The sequence below is a fragment of the Anoxybacillus sp. FSL W8-0104 genome, from assembly GCF_038004465.1.
Lineage (GTDB): Bacteria > Bacillota > Bacilli > Bacillales > Anoxybacillaceae > Anoxybacillus > Anoxybacillus flavithermus_G.
Genome location: NZ_JBBOQU010000001.1, coordinates 1,920,627 through 1,943,367 on the forward strand (window position 1 = coordinate 1,920,627; position 22,741 = coordinate 1,943,367).

The 22,741-nt window shown below is 43.6% G+C and carries 14 protein-coding genes, 2 other RNA genes, 2 pseudogenes and 1 other annotated feature; of the genes and pseudogenes, 2 read left to right on the forward strand and 16 right to left on the reverse strand.

Annotated elements, in window-relative coordinates; translation table 11 throughout:
• Window positions 1–5: 5 nt before the first annotated feature.
• From NST18_RS10195 to NST18_RS10230, 8 genes are all read right to left on the reverse strand, one after another.
• Window positions 6–1,151, reverse strand: coding sequence for a cysteine desulfurase family protein (locus NST18_RS10195; RefSeq protein ID WP_004889305.1), 1,146 nt, complete (start codon window positions 1,149–1,151; stop codon window positions 6–8).
• Between the two features lie 15 nt (window positions 1,152–1,166).
• Window positions 1,167–1,583 carry a cysteine metabolism transcriptional regulator CymR gene (gene cymR, locus NST18_RS10200; protein WP_004889303.1) on the reverse strand — a complete coding sequence of 139 codons (417 nt, stop codon included), beginning with the start codon at window positions 1,581–1,583 and terminating at the stop codon, window positions 1,167–1,169.
• A gap of 73 nt (window positions 1,584–1,656) precedes the next feature.
• Entirely contained in the window at window positions 1,657–2,937 is a 1,281-nt protein-coding gene (locus NST18_RS10205; RefSeq protein WP_004889301.1) for a replication-associated recombination protein A, read from the reverse strand.
• A 12-nt stretch (window positions 2,938–2,949) separates the two neighbouring features.
• Window positions 2,950–3,759, reverse strand: coding sequence for a TetR/AcrR family transcriptional regulator (locus tag NST18_RS10210; RefSeq protein WP_004889300.1), 810 nt, complete (start codon window positions 3,757–3,759; stop codon window positions 2,950–2,952).
• A 79-nt stretch (window positions 3,760–3,838) separates the two neighbouring features.
• On the reverse strand, window positions 3,839–6,892 hold the full coding sequence (locus NST18_RS10215; protein WP_064214431.1) for an efflux RND transporter permease subunit: 3,054 nt from the start codon (window positions 6,890–6,892) through the stop codon (window positions 3,839–3,841).
• 152 nt (window positions 6,893–7,044) lie between these two features.
• Window positions 7,045–7,809, reverse strand: a complete 765-nt coding sequence (locus tag NST18_RS10220) for a tRNA threonylcarbamoyladenosine dehydratase (RefSeq protein ID WP_064214432.1) — start codon at window positions 7,807–7,809, stop codon at window positions 7,045–7,047.
• 112 nt (window positions 7,810–7,921) lie between these two features.
• Window positions 7,922–8,114, reverse strand: a non-coding RNA gene (ssrS, locus tag NST18_RS10225) — 6S RNA.
• Window positions 8,115–8,318: 204 nt separating this feature from the next.
• Window positions 8,319–9,695 (reverse strand): ISLre2 family transposase, encoded by a 1,377-nt coding sequence (locus tag NST18_RS10230; protein WP_192952533.1) that lies wholly within the window; start codon window positions 9,693–9,695, stop codon window positions 8,319–8,321.
• Between the two features lie 289 nt (window positions 9,696–9,984).
• On the opposite strand from NST18_RS10230, the pseudogene NST18_RS10235 reads away from it, so the two are divergent.
• Window positions 9,985–11,020, forward strand: a pseudogene (locus NST18_RS10235) (protein rep).
• A 223-nt stretch (window positions 11,021–11,243) separates the two neighbouring features.
• Here NST18_RS10235 and tnpC read toward each other — a convergent pair.
• Window positions 11,244–12,692 (reverse strand): IS66 family transposase, encoded by a 1,449-nt coding sequence (tnpC, locus tag NST18_RS10240; protein WP_192952534.1) that lies wholly within the window; start codon window positions 12,690–12,692, stop codon window positions 11,244–11,246.
• A gap of 93 nt (window positions 12,693–12,785) precedes the next feature.
• Window positions 12,786–13,022: pseudogene (locus tag NST18_RS10245) on the reverse strand (ISL3 family transposase); the annotation flags it as partial.
• Window positions 13,023–13,279: 257 nt separating this feature from the next.
• Between NST18_RS10245 and NST18_RS10250 the strand changes: the two are divergent.
• Entirely contained in the window at window positions 13,280–15,838 is a 2,559-nt protein-coding gene (locus tag NST18_RS10250) for a helicase C-terminal domain-containing protein (RefSeq protein WP_340721407.1), read from the forward strand.
• Window positions 15,839–15,858: 20 nt separating this feature from the next.
• Here NST18_RS10250 and NST18_RS10255 read toward each other — a convergent pair whose 3' ends face one another.
• The 6 genes from NST18_RS10255 to NST18_RS10280 form a co-directional block, all read right to left on the reverse strand.
• On the reverse strand, window positions 15,859–16,737 hold the full coding sequence (locus NST18_RS10255; protein WP_192952536.1) for an IS982 family transposase: 879 nt from the start codon (window positions 16,735–16,737) through the stop codon (window positions 15,859–15,861).
• Window positions 16,738–16,822: 85 nt separating this feature from the next.
• On the reverse strand, window positions 16,823–17,569 hold the full coding sequence (locus NST18_RS10260; protein ID WP_340720663.1) for a tRNA threonylcarbamoyladenosine dehydratase: 747 nt from the start codon (window positions 17,567–17,569) through the stop codon (window positions 16,823–16,825).
• Between the two features lie 112 nt (window positions 17,570–17,681).
• Window positions 17,682–17,874, reverse strand: a non-coding RNA gene (gene ssrS / locus NST18_RS10265) — 6S RNA.
• Window positions 17,875–17,924: 50 nt separating this feature from the next.
• Window positions 17,925–19,703, reverse strand: a complete 1,779-nt coding sequence (gene aspS, locus NST18_RS10270; RefSeq protein ID WP_004889295.1) for an aspartate--tRNA ligase — start codon at window positions 19,701–19,703, stop codon at window positions 17,925–17,927.
• Window positions 19,704–19,714: 11 nt separating this feature from the next.
• On the reverse strand, window positions 19,715–20,986 hold the full coding sequence (gene hisS, locus NST18_RS10275; protein WP_004889292.1) for a histidine--tRNA ligase: 1,272 nt from the start codon (window positions 20,984–20,986) through the stop codon (window positions 19,715–19,717).
• Window positions 20,987–21,038: 52 nt separating this feature from the next.
• Window positions 21,039–21,266: a binding site (T-box leader), on the reverse strand.
• A 52-nt stretch (window positions 21,267–21,318) separates the two neighbouring features.
• Entirely contained in the window at window positions 21,319–22,686 is a 1,368-nt protein-coding gene (locus NST18_RS10280) for an N-acetylmuramoyl-L-alanine amidase (RefSeq protein WP_192950900.1), read from the reverse strand.
• Window positions 22,687–22,741 lie beyond the last annotated feature (55 nt).

Genomic DNA, 22,741 nt, shown 5'->3' on the forward strand with positions numbered 1-22,741 from the left:
CCCTTTCACGCTTTTGTTAGCCGTTTCACAATTTTTGCAATGTCATATGCTGCTCGTTCGACTTGTTCAATCGTATTGCCATATCCAAAGCTAAAACGAACAGAAGAACGAATGCGTTCGGAATCATTTCCGTACATCGCCACTAACACATGTGACGGATCAATTGAGCCAGCTGTACACGCTGAGCCGCTTGAGGCGGCAATGCCTGCTAAATCTAAATTGACAAGCAATGCTTCTACATTTGTTCCGAAAAACGCAACATTTAATACATGTGGCAAACGATTTGTTTCATGACCGTTCACCGCGTAATGAATGCCTTCTCGTTCAAATGTCGTCAACATGATACGTTGAAACTGTTCATATAACGCTCGTTTTTCGGACATCATTTGTTGTGCGAGTTCAGCTGCTTTTTGCAATCCGACAATACCGGGTACGTTTTCTGTCCCTGCACGTCGTTTTCTTTCTTGTTCTCCGCCGTATATGTGTGGCGTCAGACGAACCCCTTCACGTACGTATAAAAAGCCGACTCCTTTTGGTCCGTTAATTTTATGGCTTGATACGGAAAGTAAATCGATGCCGAGTTCGTGCACATCGATCGGAACGAGACCATACGCTTGTACTGCATCCGTATGAAAATACACATCGTGGTCATGAAGCAATTGAACAATATCATGAATTGGTTGCAACACACCTGTTTCATTGTTGCCAAACATGATAGAGACAAGAACTGTATCGTCGCGCAAAGCGCTTTTTAGCTGTTCAATAGAAATGATGCCATGCTCATCCACAGGTAAGTATGTCACGTCAAATCCTTGTTTTTGTAAATATTTGCACGTATTTAACACGGCATGATGTTCGACAGACGTTGTAATGATGTGTCGTCCTCTCTCGCGATTCGCCATTGCTACACCAATGATCGCTAAATTATCCGCCTCTGTTCCACCGCTTGTAAAAATGATTTCGTTCGCTTTTGCCCCGATCGTTTTAGCAATGGTCTCTCTCGCTTCATCAAGGGCACGTCGTGTTTCACGACCAAATGAATGAATGCTTGATGGGTTGCCAAAATATGTTGTCATGTACGGTACCATTGCCTCCACAACTTGCGGATGAACAGGAGACGTCGCTGCGTAGTCTAAATAAATGCGTTCCAAATACATTCTCCTTTCCTAGATATAAAACATATATGCATCACCGTGGTCGTCGGTATGATTTAATAAGTCTTCAAGCGTCGTGCTATCTAATACTTCTTTTACCGCATCGCGAACGCGCATCCATAATTCACGTTTCGCTGGTTCTTCATCTTCTAGTTCTTCAACGACTTGAAGCGGTCCTTCCAACACACGAATAACATCGCCCGCAGTAATTTTTGATGGTTCATCTGCTAAAATGTAACCGCCATACGCTCCGCGAACGCTTTTCACTAAACCAGCGTTTCGCAATGGGGAAATGAGTTGTTCTAAATAATGCTCCGACAAATTATTCGTTTGAGCGATCGATTTTAATGAAATCGGTCCCTCTCCATATCGTTTCGCCAACTCAATCATAATCGTTAAACCGTATCGACCTTTTGTAGATATTTTCAAACGAATCATCCCCTCATTCACTGTCAAAAGAAACACAAGCCATTATAACATAAAAATACGAAACAAAGGAACGTTACTGCTTTTTTCGTTCGCTTAGCCGCTCATAAACGGAAGCGAGTTGCTTTTCTTCGCCGTTTTGTTTCGGTTGATAATATTGCACTCCGATTAAATCGTCAGGTAAGTATTGTTGTGCCACCCAACCGTATGGATAATCGTGTGGATATTTATACCCTATTCCGCGTCCAAGATGTTTTGCCCCCGCATAGTGAGCATCTTGCAAATGAAGCGGAATCGATTGTCCTTTTCCGTTTCGCACATCTATGAGCGCTTGATCGATCGCTTTATATGCACTATTTGATTTCGGTGATAAACACATGTCAATCGTCACGACTGAAAGCGGAATGCGTGCTTCTGGCATACCGAGACGCTCTGCGGCTTCGATCGCGCTCATCACCTTCACACCGATTAGTGGATTGGCTAATCCAATATCTTCATAAGCAATAACGGCAAGACGACGACAAACAGCGGTAAGATCGCCACCTTCAAGAAGCCTTGCTAAATAGTGAAGCGAAGCATCTACGTCACTGCCGCGAATACTTTTTTGAAAAGCGGAAAGTAAAGAATAATACGTATCTCCTTGTTTATCATACGTTAGCGACTTGTTTTCTACACAAGACAAAACAGCTTGCACATCCACAACAGCATATTGATCCCTTTGTTTCGTTGCATATACGACTTCCTCTAAAATCGTCAATGCCGCTCGAGCATCTCCGTTTGCCCCTTCAGCAATGATCGAAAGTGCCTCATCGCTAATGTCAATATGCCAATCGCCTAATCCTCGTTCACGATCGGCTAAAGCGCGGTGCAATAATGCGAGCGTCTTCTCTTTTGTTAATGGCTGCAACTGTTTTATTTGTCCTAAGCGACTGCGAACAGCCGGATTAATCGAATGAAATGGATTTTCTGTCGTCGCACCAATGAGAGTAATCAAACCACTTTCGACATGTGGTAATAAATAATCTTGTTGCGCTTTTGTGAAACGATGAATTTCATCAATAAATAAAATAACGTTGCCTTCAAAGCGAGCATCCGTCACTATTTCTTCCATTTCTTTTTTTCCTGCCGTCGTCGCATTGAGCGTATAAAACGGACGTTGTACCGTTCCAGCGATCGCATAAGCAAGCGATGTTTTCCCGACACCAGGCGGTCCGTAAAGCAATAACGATGGCACATAACCATTTTTAATCATTCGATATAGCGCTGTATGTGAACCGATCACATCGTCTTGTCCGATGACTTCATCAATCGTACGCGGGCGCATACGATAAGCAAGCGGCTCTTGAGCAAACAACATCTTTTTCTCACCTCACAATGCTAACGCTGCACGTAAGGCAGGAACAAATTGGCGCATATGACTTTGTTGTAAATATAAAAGAAACGCATCAACAATCGCTTTTCTCAGGTCATCCTGTTGTATTTCTGTTTTTAACTGTTTGAGTAGCTCCATAATATGATGATCGCCTGCTTCTTCCATCATCTCCTCAATAAGCGCAAGGGCACGTGTTTTTTCTGCTTGGACATCGTGGCTTAGCAATGGCATGTCATGCTGTAAACTGTCGACAAGCGCATCAAGCCGCTCGATTAAAAAAGGAGCTAATCGTTGAAAAGGAAACGACTTTTGTTCAAACAGAACAAAAAATAAATATTCTTTTAACATGCCATTTAACATGATGGCACAATCAAGCACATACGGACGAATACGTTCCCCGTATACATCGATAAGTGATTGAACGTACCAGTCAAATAAATGGGAACGAATGCGCAAAACAAGCGCGTGAACGTCTTCACTAACTTTTTGTGCATGATCGCCCATATGCATTTGTACAATTTCTTTATGCTGTTCAAACGCTTCAATTTGTAAAGAAAGCTGTTTTAAAAATTTTTCGCGCGCCGTTAATGAACGGTCTGACGCAATGCGAGCGAATTGCTGAAACAACTGATCGTAATGATATTGAAAAATCGATAAAACAATTTCCTCTTTTGATTTAAAGTAGTTGTATAATGATCCTTTAGCTAACTGACTATGTTCAGCAATTTCTTGCATCGTTGTCGCATGATATCCTTTTTCAGCAAATAGTTTCATCGCCACTTCAATAATTTGCTCTTTTCTGCTCATGAGGCTCCATCCTTACTGTTCGTTTCTCGTTTTATTATAACACAACAGGCTGACCGAATTTCAGCCAGCCTGTCTCCAATTATGCTTGTCGTTCTTTTTTCGCTTGTCGGAAGAAAAATAGTTCGTATACAACAGGAACGAGAATTAACGTCAATAACGTTGATGACGTCAATCCACCGATGACCGTAATCGCTAACCCTTTAGAAATGAGCGTTCCCGATGACTTTGTCAACGCAAGCGGAATGAGTGCGGCCACCGTCGCAAATGCTGTCATTAAAATCGGGCGTAACCGCGTTTTACCTGCTTCAATAAGCGCTTGACGGATCGTCATTCCCTTTTGCTCACGATTTTGCCCGATGCGGTCAACGAGAACGATCGCATTCGTTGTCACAATTCCAATGAGCATGAGCAAACCGATCATGACGCTCACGGACATCGGTTCATTCGCAATAAATAAGCCGAGCAACGAACCGATTGGAACGAACACAAGCGATGATAAAATAATAAACGGAATACGCGCTTTTCCAAACGTAATGAGCATCGTAATATACACAAGCCCAATCGCTACAACCATCGCTAAACCAAGCTGTTGGAACGTTTCTACCGTTTCATCGCTTCCACCGCCACCTTCAAACGAAACGTCTTTTGGTAAATCCACATCTTTTTTCACACCATTGATAACATCTTGCGTCACTTGTTGAATGTTATCACCAACAATTTGGGCAGATATGCGAGCAAACACTTTTCCATCAAGTTTTTGAATAGACGTAAACGTATCGACTTCTTTTACTTCTGCCAATTGTTTCACCGGTACAGGTCCAAATTTTGTGAAAATAAGCGTATTTTCTAGCTGTTCAATTGATGTCATTTGTTCGCTATACGACAATTGCACCGTCCGCTCTTCACCATCTAGCATTAACGTACCGACTTGAACAGGGCCTGTTTGATCGGCAATCGTACCAAGAACTTGGAATCCAGAAACACCGTAATGTGCCGCTTTTTGTGGATCAATGTCCACAATGACTTGCTTTTGTTGGTCGGCAAAGTTATTTGTCACATATTTTAAATCGTTACGCTTTTTTAAGTATGCTTCTACATCTTTTGCCGCTTGTTGTAACGCCGTTAAGTTTGTCGAATATAAATCAATATTTACGTCATTGTTTGACGGCGGTCCACCAGATTGCAATTCTTGGACGCCTACTTTCGCCCCGTTAACTTCCTCTTGTGCAATGTTTTCCATTTCTTTTTCGAGTTCTTTTATAAACCGAGAAACGTTTACATTCTCTTCTAACGTAATAAAATAGTTGGCTTGATTTTTTCGTTTTAAACCGCTCCGAAAATCGCGCGTACCAATCCCTGCCGTCACTTCTTTAATTTCTTTCTTTTCGTCAAACATTTTCTCCATTTTCAACGATACATCGTTCGTCTTTTCTAACGTTGTTAAAGAAGGAAGCTCAATAGCGGCAATGAGCGTTTTTTGTTCTTCGTTTGGAATAAACGTAAAACCTAGTTTTGGCACAATCGCAAATGAGCCGATTAGCAATAAAATCGATGATAATAATACAGTTTGTTTATGATTCAGCGCCCATTCAATCGCTTTACCGTAAGCTCGTTGCAACGCACCTTCTTTTTCTTCTGGCGGCACTTTTTTAAACGAAAACTTCGCTAAAATTGGAACGATCGTAATGGCCACAACGAGCGACATTAAAAGCGAAAACACAATCGTTAGCGCAAATGGCAAGAAAAACTCGCCTGTCACGCCACCAACGAGGCCGAGCGGTAAAAAGACAACGACGGTCGTGATAGTAGACGATGTAATTGCCTTTAAAATTTCTTTCGTCGAGTCTTCGACAAGTTCATCTGTCATCCCGGTGTTTGACTTACGCACGCGACGGAAAATGTTTTCGATGACAACGATGCTGTCGTCAACTACTCGCCCGACCGCAACGGCCATTCCACCTAACGTCATAATGTTTAAAGAAATATCCATCCGCTGTAAGAAAATAGATGCGACTAATAACGAAAGTGGAATGGAAACAATGGCAATGATTGTGGCACGCACGTTTCGTAAAAAGACGAGCACCGCAATGGAGGCAAACAATGCCCCAAGCAATCCTTCACGCACGAGCGTTTCGACAGACTTTTTAATTCCTTCAGCAGAATCAAATCCTATTGCATAGTCTATTTTGTCTTTATATTTGTCAAGTACGTTTATCACTTTGTCCGCTACTTCAACCGTGTTCGCATCTTGCTTTTTCGTAATCGCCATCGATAAAGATGGTTGTAAGTTGTAGCGCGTAATTTCTCCTTGGTCTGTTACAGGTTGAATTGTAGCCACATCTTTTAATGTAATCATAGCTGGCGCTTGTTGAGCGCTTGCTGGCGCGCCTTGTGATGCATTCATAATCGGAGATGACAATGGCAAATTTTCAAGCTGTTTGATCGTTTCGATTTTTTGTTGAACACGAATCGGAATTTGTAATGTCTCTGTCTGTACGTTACCAGCCGGGAAAGCTAAAAACTTTTCATTAATTTGTTCTTTAATTTGCGTTAAGCTCAACCCATATTGCAATGCTTTTTGTTTATCGACTGTAATTTGAATCAAGTTTTCTTCCATCCCGCCAACCGAAATGGAATTGACACCGTTAATTTTTTTCAACTCAGGAACGATCGTATCATCTAGAAATTGCTGGATGTTCGTATCCCCTTTAGCAAACAGCGAAATGTTATAAATCGGGAACGTACCAAACGAGAAGCGATTCACTTTCGTCTGCACATTTTCCGGCAAATTCGCTTCTTTTATTAGCGACTCAACTTGCCGCTCGACTTCTTCCATGTCTGTATTAAATGGAAATTCGAGGTTAATGATTGCGATACTTTCAAACGATGTACTTTGGAGTTTTTTTACTCCTTCAATGGCTTTCAACTTTTCTTCCAATTTTGTTGTTACTTGCTCATTCATATCTTCTGGTGAAGCACCTGGGTAGATGACTTCAACAGACAGCTGCGGAAATTCAATGTTTGGCAACAAGTCTACTTTTAAAGAAGAAAACGAATATAGTCCACCTAATATGAGTAAAAATGAAATGATAAATACAGCGACCGCATTTTTTAAACTAAACCTTGTTAACATGCTCCTCTTCCCTTCTTTTTTATAGTATGACCAATTGGTCGTTTTTTACGACTATATAGTCATAACACGACTATAGTGCAATTTTTCTCATTTTGCAACTTCCGATGTGCACTAAAATAGAAAATAAAAAGCGCAAAGGCCCTCCCTTGCGCTTATTGTTGATCAACACGTTGAATTGGAATATCTTTTAATAATTGTTGTACGACGTGCGCCGCCATAATGAGACCTGCGACAGATGGAACGAACGCATTCGATGACGGCGGCATTTTTGCCTTACGAATGGTTGCCTCATCATTTCCTACTTCTTTTCGCACGTCTTCGCGAATGACAATTGGACTTTCATCCGAGAAAACAACAGTGATGCCTTTTTTAATTCCTTCTTTCCGCAATCTCGTGCGAATAACTTTTGCAATCGGGTCCGTATGTGTTTTTGAAATGTCAGCGATGCGAAAACGGGTCGGATCCATTTTATTTGCCGCACCCATGCTCGAGATGATCGGAATATCGCGCTCTAAACATTGTTTCATTAGATGAATTTTATACGAAATCGTATCCGATGCATCAATGACGTAGTCAATATCGTACGAAAAAATTTGTTCATACGTCTCTTCTGTATAAAACATTTTTAACGCAATGACTTCGCATGCTGGATTAATGTCTGCGATGCGCTCTTTCATCACTTCTACTTTCGGACGACCGACAGTAGATAATAGCGCATGAATTTGTCTGTTCACATTTGTAATGTCAATATCGTCTTTATCGATTAAAATGAGACGTCCAACCCCTGAACGAGCAAGCGCCTCAACCGCAAATGATCCGACACCTCCAATGCCAAGAACGGCCACTGTGCTTTCGCTTAATTTTTTTAAACCTTCTTTCCCGATTGCGAGTTCATTACGAGAAAATTGATGTAGCATGTTTTGCCTCCCATATGTAAGTATTTCAATCGGATATACATGCATTATGGCACAAAAAAAGCCTTAACGTAAAGCATGTTCTTTACGTCAAGGCTTTATTCATTTTTGTTTCCTAAGTCCCAATCGTGCCGTCGCTGATGGCCTTTGTTTTGAACCCGCTCTCTCACAGGTGGGTGCCCTGTTTCAAGCTTATGTACGTCCTCTCTATGTAAATGAGGCATGTACGCCACCTGAAAACCCGGGCTCCCGTATCACACATTGTTCGGTCAAAACAATAGGTGATACGACAAACACATCAGGACTTCGTGTTATTTGTATGTTAACACACTTTCGATCGTTTTGCAACGTCACAAATTTAGTCGGAGTCAGTCAAGACTTTGTGGGAACTTTTTTGATTCGCTGAAAACAGATGTAAGTCATAGGTTAGCGAACCATTTTTTTGAATTCCATCCGTAAGCGCTTTCGAACTCTCATCCCTTGCCATGACAGATCGATATGTATACCTTTTTTTACCATACCCTGAGTTCAGACAGGGCATGATAGATCGGTGTCCCGGACGATTGCTGTAAATATGGCACGTTATTCCGCGTGATCTCCGGCCAAAGACGGCGGACGCGTTGTTTCGCCTTGTTCACGATCGTCTGTTTGGTGGATGCCGTCGACGCCGTTTCCTCCGCCGGCTGCGACGATTCTTCTCCTAAACGACGTCCGAAAAGACGAATCCCATCCACCCGGGCAATCATTGCCTTGAAAAACGCCCTGAGTCCCTTGTCTGTCCAACTGCGGCGGTATTTCACCCGATACACCAACTGGCTCATCACGCTTTCAGCCCTCCCCATCGGATACATGCCCGTTGTGTCCACTCCTTGCTCCCTCAGCCATTCCCGGTAATCACGGATGCATCCCGGCATCGATTCGATCCGGTGGATCAAGGCAGCCAGCTGTTGTTCTTTCGCTTCGTCCCCCAGCGTGCCGAGGGCGCTGTTCAGTTCCACAAGCAACCCCTCTTCATCCTGCTTCGCCAGCTTTTGCCGAATCGCCTGCCACCGTGGATGGCCCGAGAGGCATTGGCGCAACTCACGCGCCACGTGGAATCGATCCAATTGAAAGCAGACCCGTCCCTTGAAATACTCCCGGCACGCGGTAATCCATGGAGCGCCGTCCCCGTTGATGACAAGAAGATCCCGACACGGATCATAGGCATATTCGTTCATCAAAAATTCCTCGAAGCCTTCCCACACCTCCCTCTTGCCCTCATGGACGTAATGGCGCTGATTGACAAATTCGATCCGTGAGCCGTTGCGCTTCCACCCTTCGTGAACGGTCAGGATTTTGTCTTCCTTGGCCCGTTTTCCCTTCCCTTGGCGGGAAACAAACAGTCCATCGGCCTCCACAAACAGCACCCGTCCATATCGCTGGTCAACCGGGCAGTGCAGCGGAGCTTCAGCTTCGAGCACCAACTGGCGGATCGCCTCATGGCTCATCACCGGATACCCGACCATCTGGGCAAGCGTACGAGCCGCTTTGCGATAGAAAGAGCACTCCACCGCCAATCCCACCGCCGTTTCTTCTAGACAAGGGCTGATTGACTGCGATCCATCAAACGCGAGAAAGGAATCCAGCAAAAATGTGTAACGGTTTTGTTCTCGATCCAAATAGTAGTTCCGCACAAAGGTGACTTCGCCAAACAAGGTTTGAATCGTGGTGCGTCGTTTGTCTTTCAAGTGGTACCGGCGCTTGTCCCGGGTTTCCGCCAATTGTCGGTCGATGTCCTCCAACAGAGCCGTAAACAGCTCGGCGAAGGCGTTTTGCAAGGTCCGAAACAAATCAAGTTCGATCTCTTTCCATGTCAACGAATTTGTGGTAAGATGTTGTTGAATATTCATGGGACTCTCTCCTCCTGTTTGATAGTGTGGCAATGATCATCTTACCAGGGAGAGAGTCCTTTTTTCATGTTTCCTGCTTGGGATCCTACCGCGCTTCGCTTGATACTATATAGAAACAACTACGTTTTAATACTATATAGAAACAACTACGTTTTAAAAAAAGGGCTCAAACCCTTGATACGACTGGCTTTAAGCCGATTTTTTAGGGTGGATAAAAGAAAACCCCTATGGTAGAGTTAAAAGTGACCAAACTCAAAACTCAATATCCATAGGGGGTTCTTGTATTATCATGTACAGAAATCATACCATTGAAACGTTCGATAACGCAACTACAAAAATATTGGTAGATAAGACAAAGACGGGCAAACAGCGCGATTGGCAAGGGAAAAAACGTCGGTCGCAATTAACGGCAGAACACTTTGACAAAGCGGGCTTAGAGCGAAAAGCCGAAAGAATGAATGAATGTGCAGACACGCTTGTTTTCAAAAGCACGCCAGAGGGCTTAAAACTTTATCAAGCATGGTTCTGTAAAGTGAGGTTGTGTCCGATGTGTAATTGGCGGCGGTCACTCAAAATTGCGTACCACAATAAGAGGATCGTAGAGACGATAAACGAGCGCGAAAAGGTACGTTGGGTGTTTTTGACCCTTACGGTTCGCAATACGGACGCTGAGAGCCTTCCAGAGACGATTAAAGCTATGTTTAAGGGGTTTCAAAGGTTAACAAACTATAAAGGCCTTTAAAACGTCCGTAAAGGGGTATTTTAGGGCTTTAGAGGTCACAAAGAACCGAGACCCTGAAAGTGAATCATTCGGAACGTATCACCCGCATTTTCACGTTTTACTGGCGGTTCCTCATACATACTTTAAGAAAAAGGATTTATATATTACACAGGACGAGTGGACAAGCCTTTGGCAAAAGGCGATGAAGATAGATTATAAGCCTATCGTTCACATACAACGAGTAAAACCCAAAGAAAAACTCGATGACTTAAAAGGCTATGAAACTCAATTTAAAAAAGCTATGAAAGAACAAAATGCGATTTTAGAAGTCTCTAAATATCCGGTCAAAGATACGGACGTCATTAAAGGGAATAAGGTCACGGCCGAAAATGTGGAAACCGTTTTGGCGTTAGACAACGCCTTGGCAAATAAGCGGTTAATCGGTTATGGCGGTCTGCTGAAGCAGATCCACAAGGAACTGAATTTGGGAGATGCCGAAAACGGTGATTTGGTTAATGTGACGGGTGAGGATGAGGTCGCCAATGGCACATTTGACGTGATTGCAAGATGGCATGTGGGGTTAAAAAATTATGTGATAGAGTGAAAAAGAGCATTCCAGAAGGAGTGCTCTTTTTTTGGTTTAACTATTAGCTTTTATTTCATTTTCTAACTCTTCAATTTCTAAATGCCATTTATCTCGTGTACTATACAAAATTTCACACACAAATTTTGAAAAGGAATCTTTATTTTGATTGTAACTATTCACCCCGATAGTAGTATGTAAAAAAGCCCAGCACAAATAGGGCATTTCGGTCATAGAAAATGCCCTAGGTAGCGGAAAGAACTCGATCGATCGTTTCGCCTGCCAACAGAAGACATAACGAATCCCACACGTTTTTTTCGTGTTTCGTCAGTGTGGAAACGATGCTTCTTGTGATACAAAAAGACTGGGCGAATGTTTCTTCGCGAAACGTACCCGAAATGTTCTCTTTGACTTTAACCATGCGAAGATCGCGTTCGGCTTGGTTGTTGTCAAAGGGAACATGTACTTCACGTAAGAAACGCAGCGCTTCTTCCTTTCGTTTTTGAAGGCGTCGAACAAAAGCGAGTGCTTTTTTCGGAAGAGGCGTCTTCGCTTCCAATCGATGTTGTGCTCTTTCTAGGATGCGATCATACACTCGTTCCCACCGTCTCGCTTCTTCTTCGGAAAGTGCACCGTGATGGGCTTCGACGGCTTGCTTGGCGGCTAACAGAAACGTGGTCATGCGCATCGCCCACGTATGCCCCTGTTCGATGAATCCTTTTAACTCACGCAAATGGTGGGCATGACAAAGGGCATGGGTGGCATGTGTGTATTTCGGATACGTACCGAACGCATCGTGCATCATCGTCCCTTCATATCGGGGAAGAATCCCGATATCATCGGTCGCTTTTTTTCCACGAGAAGCGTGAGGAGCCAAGTACGTGTATTTTGATGTACACGCGACATGCACCCATGCGAGTTTCCCATTGATGCGCAAACTTGTTTCATCGACATGCAGGATGTTGGATTCAAGTAAGGCGTCTTCGATGATGTCCATATTCGATTCTAGCGCTTCGCGTCCTCGTTTCACCATATTGGCAAGGGTTCCTGTACTCATCGAGTGTTGATATAACGCTTCGATTGTATCACTTAAACGCTTGTAAGGGATCAATTGGATATGATGTAAATAAACAGCGAGCGCCGTGAGCCGTGGACCGTATTGCACATGATTCGTGACATGGGATGGGAATTCGGCTTGTTGAACACATCGGCAATGTGGACACGATTTCACTTCACGTTCATGTTGTGTCACCTCGATCGGCACAGGAGGGACATCAAACACTTGACGGATATCGACTTTGAACGATTTGACTTCACGCAAAGAAGCCCCACATCCTTGACACGTATGCACACGGTGGACGACACGATGATGTGGATGTTCCACTTGACGGAGCGTCGTTCCTTGATGTCCTTCTTGTCCGCCTGGCTTGTTGCCAGATGGTTGACGAGAAGAACGTGTGTTGGCAAAACGGTCAGAAGATGGGGGCAAATGGCTATTAGAGCTGTTTTTTTTCGTGCGTGCTTCCAGCTCTTGAACGCGATACTTGAGTTGTTCATTTTCTTTGCGTAGCTGTTTGTTTTCTTTCAACAGTTGCTCAATGACTTGTTGTTGGTGAGTAATGGGCTGCTTTTGTTGTTGGACTTTGCTGATTAAGCTCTCAACTGTAAATACAGCTTGTTGTACCGTCAACATGCGATTCACCTCCTTGTCTATCAATATTCACATCATAGACAGGAAAAGCAAAAAATATTCAGCTCACTTTATGATGTGGCTGAATAGTTACCTACAACGTCTGCGCTCGATAGGAAGTTCGATCCAAAAAATCCCTATTCGCTGAGCATAGCCATGCATCCATTGCTTCTTTTTGTCTGTCATTTTGATCGTGCGCTTCAAGCAGACAGGACATAACGGGCATTGTTCGGGTAGAGAAAGTTCGAAAATCCAACGTTCCCCTTCTTTTCGCACCTTTTGAATCAAAACATCTGGTAAATCGATGAGTTCTTTGATAAACTGAGAGTACATGCGAATTTCCCTCCATAGTTTGGTTTGGTCACCTTTACCATACAGGAAAATTCGCATTTTTTGTACCCTCTATTTCCTCTATGCACACCTACCTTAAATGATCAAGTACAACTTGTGGTGAAGAGCCAAAAGTTTTGAGAGTTGTTAATAAATAGGCAGGAAAATAACGGCATAGAATAGTATTTTATGTTGGGGTAAATGATGGAAAATGAGGAATGTTACATGTGCAAAAACGAAATAAAAGGGGGATGTGAATAATGAGTTTTAAAATTCCGGGAAGGGACAAGCATCTGCCTGCAGACATCATTAATTTATTCCATCGCCTTGGCAAGCTCGAACGGATGTCCTTGCAGCAAGGGGAGTCCCTTAAGGAATATGAAGCGATCCGAAATGAGCACTCAGATATTGCGATAGAGATGCCCGCGGGTCATGGAAAAACATTGGTTGGCGGTCTTATTGGCGAGTTTAACCGGCTTACAAAAAATTGGCGGGTCGTCTATGCTTGTGCAACACGTCAATTGGCGCATCAGACGTATGAGTTGCTGAAATCATACGGCATTCATGCAGTTGTCTTGGTCGGGGAAAGCGATCATTTCAATGCTGCAGATTACGGGAAATATGCCCGATCCGCAGCGATCGCTGTGACAACGTATTCTCATATTTTTAATATTAATTCAAGTTTTTCTGATGCGAATCAGATCATTTTTGACGACGCCCACGCCGCGGAATATTCGATCTACGGATTTTGGAGCTTGTCTGTCAGTCGTAAGCGAAATCAAGGGATCTTCGATGCTTTGTTTGCCACATTAGGGGATGCGGTGGCCAAACATGTGCAAGATAAAATTATACACGGCACATACGACCCCCTTACTGACGGTGTAGACATCGTTCCACAAGCCCTATGGCTTCCAAAAGAGGATGATATTCGCGAACTCCTGGATGCGAAAGTGGAAGGTACTAATTTGTATTATTCATGGAGCCGAATCCGTTCACATCTGCACGCCTGCCAGATCTATATTTCGCATTCTACGATCGTCATTCGACCGGTATTGCCTCCAAACTTACGGCATCAACCATTTGGCAATGCCCAGGAACGTATTTACATGACGGCTACGATAGGTAGTGGAGGAGAGTTGGAGAGAATATTTGGGGTTCCGTATATCCATAAGATTTCGAAATTTGATTCCGGAGCCAATAAGGTGTCTGGGCGACGTCTCATATTGTTTCCGGAAGATCATTTTGAGCCAGATGAACTGCCGAATGTTCTTGCTGGAACGATCCGGATGCAGCCGAGAGTTCTTGTGCTTTGTCCTTCCCAATCTGCCTTAGATGATATGGAGGAGACTCTAAAGCGTGTCGTTCCGGAATATGAACTGTTCTTTGCTAAAGATGTTGAGGACAATATGACGCCGTTTACATCCTCTTCCAAAGGAATTCTACTTTTAGCCGGCAGATATGAGGGGATTGATTTAAAGGATGAGGATTGCCGTCTCCAGATATTTTACGATCTTCCGATTGCCATGGGATTGCCTGAGCAATTCCTTCAGGATCGTTTAAAAGCGACGGAAATTCTAAAAAACCAGCTCGTTACCCGTGTCGTCCAAGGTTTGGGACGATGCACGAGGGGTACCCAAGATTATGCTGCTGTACTTTTCCTCGGTAGGCGTGTTGGGGAGTATTTATACAAGGATGAATTCCGCAAGATGCTACCGGCAGAAATTGATGCCGAAATGACGTTTGGGTTTAGCCAGATTGATTACATCAAAGATTTGGCTTCATGGAAAGAGGCACTTCAGGATTTTTTCGAGCAAAACGAAACCTGGCAAGCAATTGAAGATTATATTATCTCCGAAACGGATAACAAAAACGCGGACCGCACAAGTAACTCTGCTAATGCAGTTATTTTAGAAGCAGTACAGCATGAGATAGGATACCTATATGCGTTGTGGGATGAGGAATGGGAGAAAGCTCACCAACATGCGGATAAAGTGTTACAAGCGTATGGTCGTAACGATAAATTTAAGGGTTATCGCGCGTGGTGGAATTATCTCATTGCATGTATTGGTGTTCTACAGGGAGATGCCAAGAAAGCGACGGAATATCATAATAAATCCATTCAAGCGGCCCCTTATAAGCTGTGGCTCGATAAGCGCGTTTTTGATGAGCGGCTCATTGAAAACAATGTATTCCCGGAACCGTTGGAGCTACAAATCAACGCGATCCTCGCGAAGCTCGAATCTTATGGTGATCGTGACAAGAGGTTTGAAAAGGATTGGAAGCGGATTTGGAATGGCCTACGGCAGAAAGAAGCAGATCACTATGAACCGGCATTCCGTGATTTCGGTACATTCCTTGGGTATCAGACTGAACGCCCGACCGGCAAAGGAACGCCTGACAGTGTGTGGCAACTTGCTTCGACTTGGCTTGTATTTGAGCTAAAAACGAACATTGAAAATGCTGGAGGGGCTATACCGCTTGAAGATATCCGGCAGACAGGTTTTCATGATAAATGGGTAAAGCGTAATCGTAATCTTGGGGACGATGCAGAAGTTACAGTCGTGCTGATCTGTGCAAAGCAACATGTCGAAGAATATGCTGCGCATGCTACGGAAGGGATATTTCTGCTGGATCCGTCAGTCATTGAAGATATGGCTTCAAGGTTGGAAATTATTCTCCGAACAGTCCTGCAAAAATTAAAGTATTCGACGTACGAAGAAGCTCGGCTTACCTTGGGAAAATCTCTGCAGGAGCAAGCGTTAGATTTCTTTAACTTGCAGGAAATCTTTCGTCAGACTCAATTAAAAGATGTGTTATAACCCGTGGTGCTAGTTGAGCGCTAGCGCTCAACTAGCCCTAGTGTGACCAGCGAATAGGCTAACAATATGCCGTCGAGCGCTACTTCAAATCCGATCATGGAATTCGCTCGAATCTCTGTGATCCGGTATTGGTCAACCAGAACCGAGAACACCGTCTCGATCACTTTGCGTTTTTGTTGGATCCACTTCTCCCATGCCTCGGACGGGCGATGTTTCTGGTTTTTTCGAGACGGAGTCCAAAGCGCCATTTGGTATTCTTCGTACAGCCTTTTTTGCAAGTCACGGCTAATGAACCCTTTGTCCCCTAAATTAAAGGGATGAGGAATTTGAGTCATGACGGTTTCCGCTGCGGTTCGATCGTGACAGGACGCCTCCGTTACCACGTACCCCATCGGCAGTCCTTGGTCAGTCACTTGAAGATGAAGCTTAAATCCGTAGTACCACTGCTTTTTGGACGCACAAAGCTCGATGTCCGCGATTCCTTGAAATCGTTTGACACGGTACATTCTTGCGACATGGCACAACTCGATCGGCATACTGTCTACGACCGCATAGGCGCGGTGTTGACCACGTTTGGCTAGCTCATGGCGAATCCATTTGATCGCAAAGCGCAGCGCTCGACAACGACGATGGTAGCGAGAACGTTCGAGAAAATGTCCATCCGTAAACAAGTTCCCAGTCACAAAGCGATGCCATGCACGTTCGGAAGAGAAGCCAAGCAGCTTTCCTAAAAGATGAATCGCAATGATCACCGCATCTTCTTGTTTCACCAAATGACGATTGCGGCGTCGAAGATAGAATGGAATTTGTGACAGCTGAGAAGAAACAAAAAAGAAAATGGCTGCATATTGTTTTTGAATCTTTGCTTGATCTGTAGTAAAATGAAAGTGCTCTTGCATGGGGATTCTCCTTTCGAATGTTGGATCGCACTTTCATTCAGGAGATCCACAAGCAAGGGCTATTTTTATGCTTACTCGATTTTATCTAGCACCACGGGTCTTTTAATAATTGTTGTACGACGTGCGCCGCCATAATGAGACCTGCGACAGATGGAACGAACGCATTCGATGACGGCGGCATTTTTGCCTTACGAATGGTTGCCTCATCATTTCCTACTTCTTTTCGCACGTCCTCGCGAATGACAATTGGACTTTCATCCGAGAAAACAACAGTGATGCCTTTTTTAATTCCTTCTTTCCGCAATCTCGTGCGAATAACTTTTGCAATCGGGTCCGTATGTGTTTTTGAAATGTCAGCGATGCGAAAACGGGTCGGGTCCATTTTATTTGCCGCACCCATGCTCGAGATGATCGGAATATCGCGCTCTAAACATTGTTTCATTAGATGAATTTTATACGAAATCGTATCCGATGCATCAATGACGTAGTCAATATCGTACGAAAAAATTTGTTCATACGTCTCTTCTGTATAAAACATTTTTAACGCAATGACTTCGCATGCTGGATTAATGTCTGCGATGCGCTCTTTCATCACTTCTACTTTCGGACGCCCAACCGTTGATAACAGCGCATGAATTTGACGATTGACGTTTGTAATGTCAATATCATCCTTATCGATTAAAATAAGACGCCCCACACCTGAGCGAGCAAGTGCCTCAACCGCAAATGATCCGACACCTCCAATGCCAAGAACGGCCACTGTGCTTTCGCTTAATTTTTTTAAACCTTCTTTCCCGATTGCGAGTTCATTACGAGAAAATTGATGTAGCATGTTTTGCCTCCCATATGTAAGTATTTCAATCGGATATACATGCATTATGGCACAAAAAAAGCCTTAACGTAAAGCATGTTCTTTACGTCAAGGCTTTATTCATTTTTGTTTCCTAAGTCCCAATCGTGCCGTCGCTGATGGCCTTTGTTTTGAACCCGCTCTCTCACAGGTGGGTGCCCTGTTTCAAGCTTATGTACGTCCTCTCTATGTAAATGAGGCATGTACGCCACCTGAAAACCCGGGCTCCCGTATCACACATTGTTCGGTCAAAACAATAGGTGATACGACAAACACATCAGGACTTGTTGTTAATTGTATGTTATCACACTTCGAACGTATTTGCAACGTTACAAATTTAGTCTACTTTTTGAACGTCTTTAATTCGCAAATGTAATTCTTCTAATTGCTCTTCGCTAACTGCACTTGGCGCTTCCGTTAACAAGCAACTCGCGCTTGCAGTTTTCGGAAAGGCAATCGTATCACGTAAATTCGAACGCCCCGCAAGCAACATGACAAGCCGGTCTAATCCAAGCGCAATTCCCCCATGTGGAGGCGTACCGTATTCAAACGCTTCTAGCAAAAAGCCAAACTGTTCACGCGCTTGTTCTTCAGTAAAACCGAGCGTTTTAAACATTTTTTCTTGTATATCCCGCTCGAAAATACGGAGTGAGCCTCCACCTAGCTCATATCCATTTAACACAAGATCGTACGCTTGTGCACGAATGCTTGCTGGGTCTGTTTCAAACTTTGGCACATCTTCACGAACAGGCATCGTAAACGGATGATGCGCTGCATAATAACGACCTTCTTCTTCGTCGTATTCAAATAGTGGCCAATCTGTAATCCATAAGAAATGAAACGCTGATTCGTCAATCAACTGTAAATCTTTCCCTAACTTTAAACGCAATGCACCAAGCGCATCGGCAACAACCGATTTTTTATCAGCTACAAACAACAATAAGTCGCCTGCTTCTGCTTCAAGTGTTTGCATCATTTGTTTTTGTTCATCTTCGTTAAAAAACTTAGCAATTGGACCTTTTAAACCGTCTGCTTCAACTTTCAACCAAGCTAACCCTTTGGCTCCATAACGAGCGGCATATTCCGTTAGCGCATCAATATCTTTACGCGAATATTTATCCGCTGCACCTTTAACGTTGATCGCCTTCACTTGTCCACCGTTTTGCACCGCGCTTGCAAACACTTTAAACCCGCAATCTTTCACTTGCTCGGATAAATCAACAAGCTCAAGTCCAAAACGCGTATCTGGCTTGTCCGAACCGTAACGCGCAATCGCTTCATCGTATGACATGCGCGGGAACGGAATAGAGATGTCGACTCCTTTTGCGACTTTCATGACGCGCGCCATCATTCGCTCGATCATTGCTAAAATATCGTCTTGACTCATAAACGATGTTTCAATATCGACTTGTGTAAATTCTGGTTGACGGTCAGCACGTAAATCTTCATCGCGGAAACAACGAGCGATTTGATAATATCGTTCAAAGCCAGCGACCATTAATAATTGTTTAAAAATTTGCGGCGATTGTGGTAACGCATAAAACTCGCCTGGATGTACACGGCTTGGCACTAAGTAATCGCGCGCCCCTTCTGGCGTACTTTTCGTTAAAATTGGCGTTTCTACTTCTAAAAAGCCTTCTTCGTCTAAAAAGTCGCGAATCGCTTTCGTTACTTGATGGCGCATTTGAAACGTCTGGAACATCACCGGGCGACGCAAATCTAAGTAGCGATATTTTAAGCGAACGTCCTCGGATACATCTGTTTTATCTGAAATCGGAAACGGCGGCGTTTTCGCTTGACTTAAAATCGTCACGTGCGTCGCATGCACTTCAATTGTTCCATTCGGTAAATTCGGATTAACTTGTCCTTCTTCGCGTTGAACGACCGTTCCTTCTACGTCTAACACGTATTCGCTACGAATTGTTTCCGCTACTTGTAATGCTTCTTTTGACACATCTGGGCTAAATACAATTTGGACAATGCCTGTACGGTCGCGCAAATCGATAAAAATAAGCCCTCCGAGATCGCGACGTTTTTGCACCCATCCTTTTAAGCGCACCGTTTGACCGATCGCCATATCTGTTACTTCTCCACAATAATGCGTCCTTCCGAACATACTTTCCCCTCCTATTTCAATACGTGTTTCATATGTGAAATAAATGTGTCAAGAGGCACTTCTTGCTGTTCTCCCGTTGCCATATGTTTGACGTTAATGACACCTTTTCGCAATTCATCTTCACCTAAAATTGCAACATACGTCGCATGTAAACGGTCTGCGGCTTTAAGCTGTGCTTTCACTTTTCGATCTTGATAATCTTTTTCTGCCGAAATACCTTCTTTACGTAGCGCAGCAACGAGCGCAACCGCTTCTTCTTTCGCTTGTTCTCCTAAAGCTACAACATAACAGTCAATTCCTTCTGAAATCGGTAACGAAATGCCCTCGGCCTCTAATGCAGCAAGCAAGCGCTCAATGCTTAAAGCGAATCCGATCCCTGGCGTTTCCGGTCCGCCAATTTCTTGAACGAGACCGTTATAACGCCCACCGCCACATAGCGTCGTAATGGCGCCAAACCCTTCTGCCTCGCTCATAATTTCAAATGCCGTATGATTGTAATAGTCTAAACCGCGCACAAGCCGTGAATCGACTTCAAATGCGATGCCAAGCTTCTGTAAATACATTTGTACTTTTTCAAAATATGTGCGCGACTGTTCATTTAAGTAATCAAGAATCGATGGAGCAGTACGCATCAGTTCGTGGTCACGATCTTTTTTACAGTCTAAAATGCGCATTGGATTTTTATGTAACCGCGCTTGGCAATCATCACAAAACTCATGAATGCGAGGTTGGAAATGATCGATGAGCGCTTGGCGATGCGCTTTTCTACTTTCAACATCACCTAAACTATTGATGACAAGTTTCAGCTTTTTTAATCCGAGCGTATGGTAGATGTCCATCGCTAAAGCGATGACTTCAGCATCAATCGCAGGATCGTTACTTCCAAGTGCTTCGACACCAAATTGGACGAACTGACGAAAACGACCTGCTTGCGGACGTTCGTAACGGAACATCGGCCCCATGTAATACAATTTCACTGGCTGATTCGGGTAGCCATACATTTTATTTTCAACAAATGAGCGAACAACTGCTGCTGTTCCTTCTGGACGAAGCGTTAAACTTCGACCGCCACGATCTTCAAATGTGTACATTTCTTTTTGAACAATATCCGTTGTATCACCGACACCGCGTAAAAACAGCTCCGTATGTTCAAAAATGGGGGTGCGAATTTCTTGATAATTGTAACGACGGCAAAGTTCGCGCGCAATGTGTTCAATATATTGCCATTTTGCTGCTTGTTCGGGCAAAATGTCTTGCGTTCCGCGCGGAATTTGAAACGACATATATTTCCCTCCTTCAGTTTTTATGCAAATAAAAATCTCCCACCCCTAATAAATTAGGGACGAGAGACGAGTTCCCGTGGTGCCACCCTAGTTGAAGCGCATGCTTCCACTTTCATCCGATAACGCCCGGAAAGCGTTCTCTCCTACTAACTGACGCGTTCAAAGAGAAACCTACGGAGTGTTCGTTCGTTAAGTCATCATGGAGAAATGCTTCCAGCCTATGGCATTTCCTCTCTGGCCATGTGTACTCTTAACTACTTTTCTCCATCATCGGCGAGATGTTGAATTTTCTTTTTATATTACGTACGAACAAACCATTTGTCAAGATGACCCTATTTTCCGAAATACTGAAGCAATCCATTACAAATCGCCTCTGTCGCTGCTTGTTGATAGTCTTGTGACATAACAAACAACTCTTCATTCGGATTGCTTAAATAGCCAAGTTCAAGCAATACAGAAGGGCGACTATTTTCACGCAACACATGGTAATTACCACTTCGAATCCCGCGTTGCTGAATGCCTGTTAGACGGCTCAGCGGATCAAACATCGCATTAGCGAGCGAACGATCAATTGATTTATAGTAATATATCGTTAAACCACTTGCCGTGCGGTTTAATGCGCTATCGTAATGAATGCTAATAAACGCATCTGCTTGATGTTTCCCCGCTATGTAGACACGCTCACTAAGCGATAAAAAGCGATCATCTTCGCGTGTGAAAATGACGTTCGCACCCATTTGCTTTAGTTTTTCACCTAACAACAATACCGTTTGTAACGTTAACATTTTTTCCATCGTCCCGTTGACACCTGTTGTTCCGTGATCTTTTCCACCATGTCCTGCATCAATAACAATCGTTTTCCCTACAATCGTTTTTTGAGAAGGCGCAGGTCTCTTTGTTACTTGAACGATCCATTCTGCGACATAACCGATCGTTTGTGCATCTACTTGTATGACGTACCATCGTCCTTCTTTTCGAATGACTGCAAACTGATCACCACGTTTTGCTTTAGTAATGATAGAGGACTGTGTTGAAGCAGCAGAACGAATATTTGTATTGTCATATAACATTTGGACGTACGTATTTTGTTCTGCATTTTGTTCTGTATTTTGTTCTGCATTTTGTTCTGTATTTTGTTCTGTATTTTGTTCTGCATTTTGTTCTGTATTTTGTTCTGTGTTTTGTTCTGTGTTTTGTTCTGTGTTTTGTTCTGTGTTTTTTTCAACATTTGCTATGTATGAGCGATGCACCCAACCTTCTTTTCCATCCCAACGCACATACATCCAATCCCCTTGTATCATCGTTGTCGTTCCTTTTTCGTTACGATTGACATACCCGATGATCGCATACGTCGTTCCTGGTCCTTTACGAAGTCGTAATCCGTCTGCTTGGCATACAACAAGTTGTTGTATTTGTTTTTTCTTTTCCATCTGTTCGTTTTGCATTTGCACATATTTACCGTACACCCAACCTGTCCGATTCGAAGCGAGCCGAATTTGCAACCATTCCCCTCGCTTTTGAACGACAGCATATTGCTTTCCTTTCGCTACTTTTCCTTGCATCGGAAATGTCAATCCCGGACCTGTTCGTACGTTTAATCGGTCAACAACGATGCGCACGTTCATTGCTGCTGTCGCAGTTTGCACGATGAGCAGCAAACAACAAAAAACGAACAATGACGCCATAAGCGATTTTTTCATGTTGCAAATCCCCCTACGTTGTCAGTAGTCGCTATTTTATTTCTTCACAAACAAA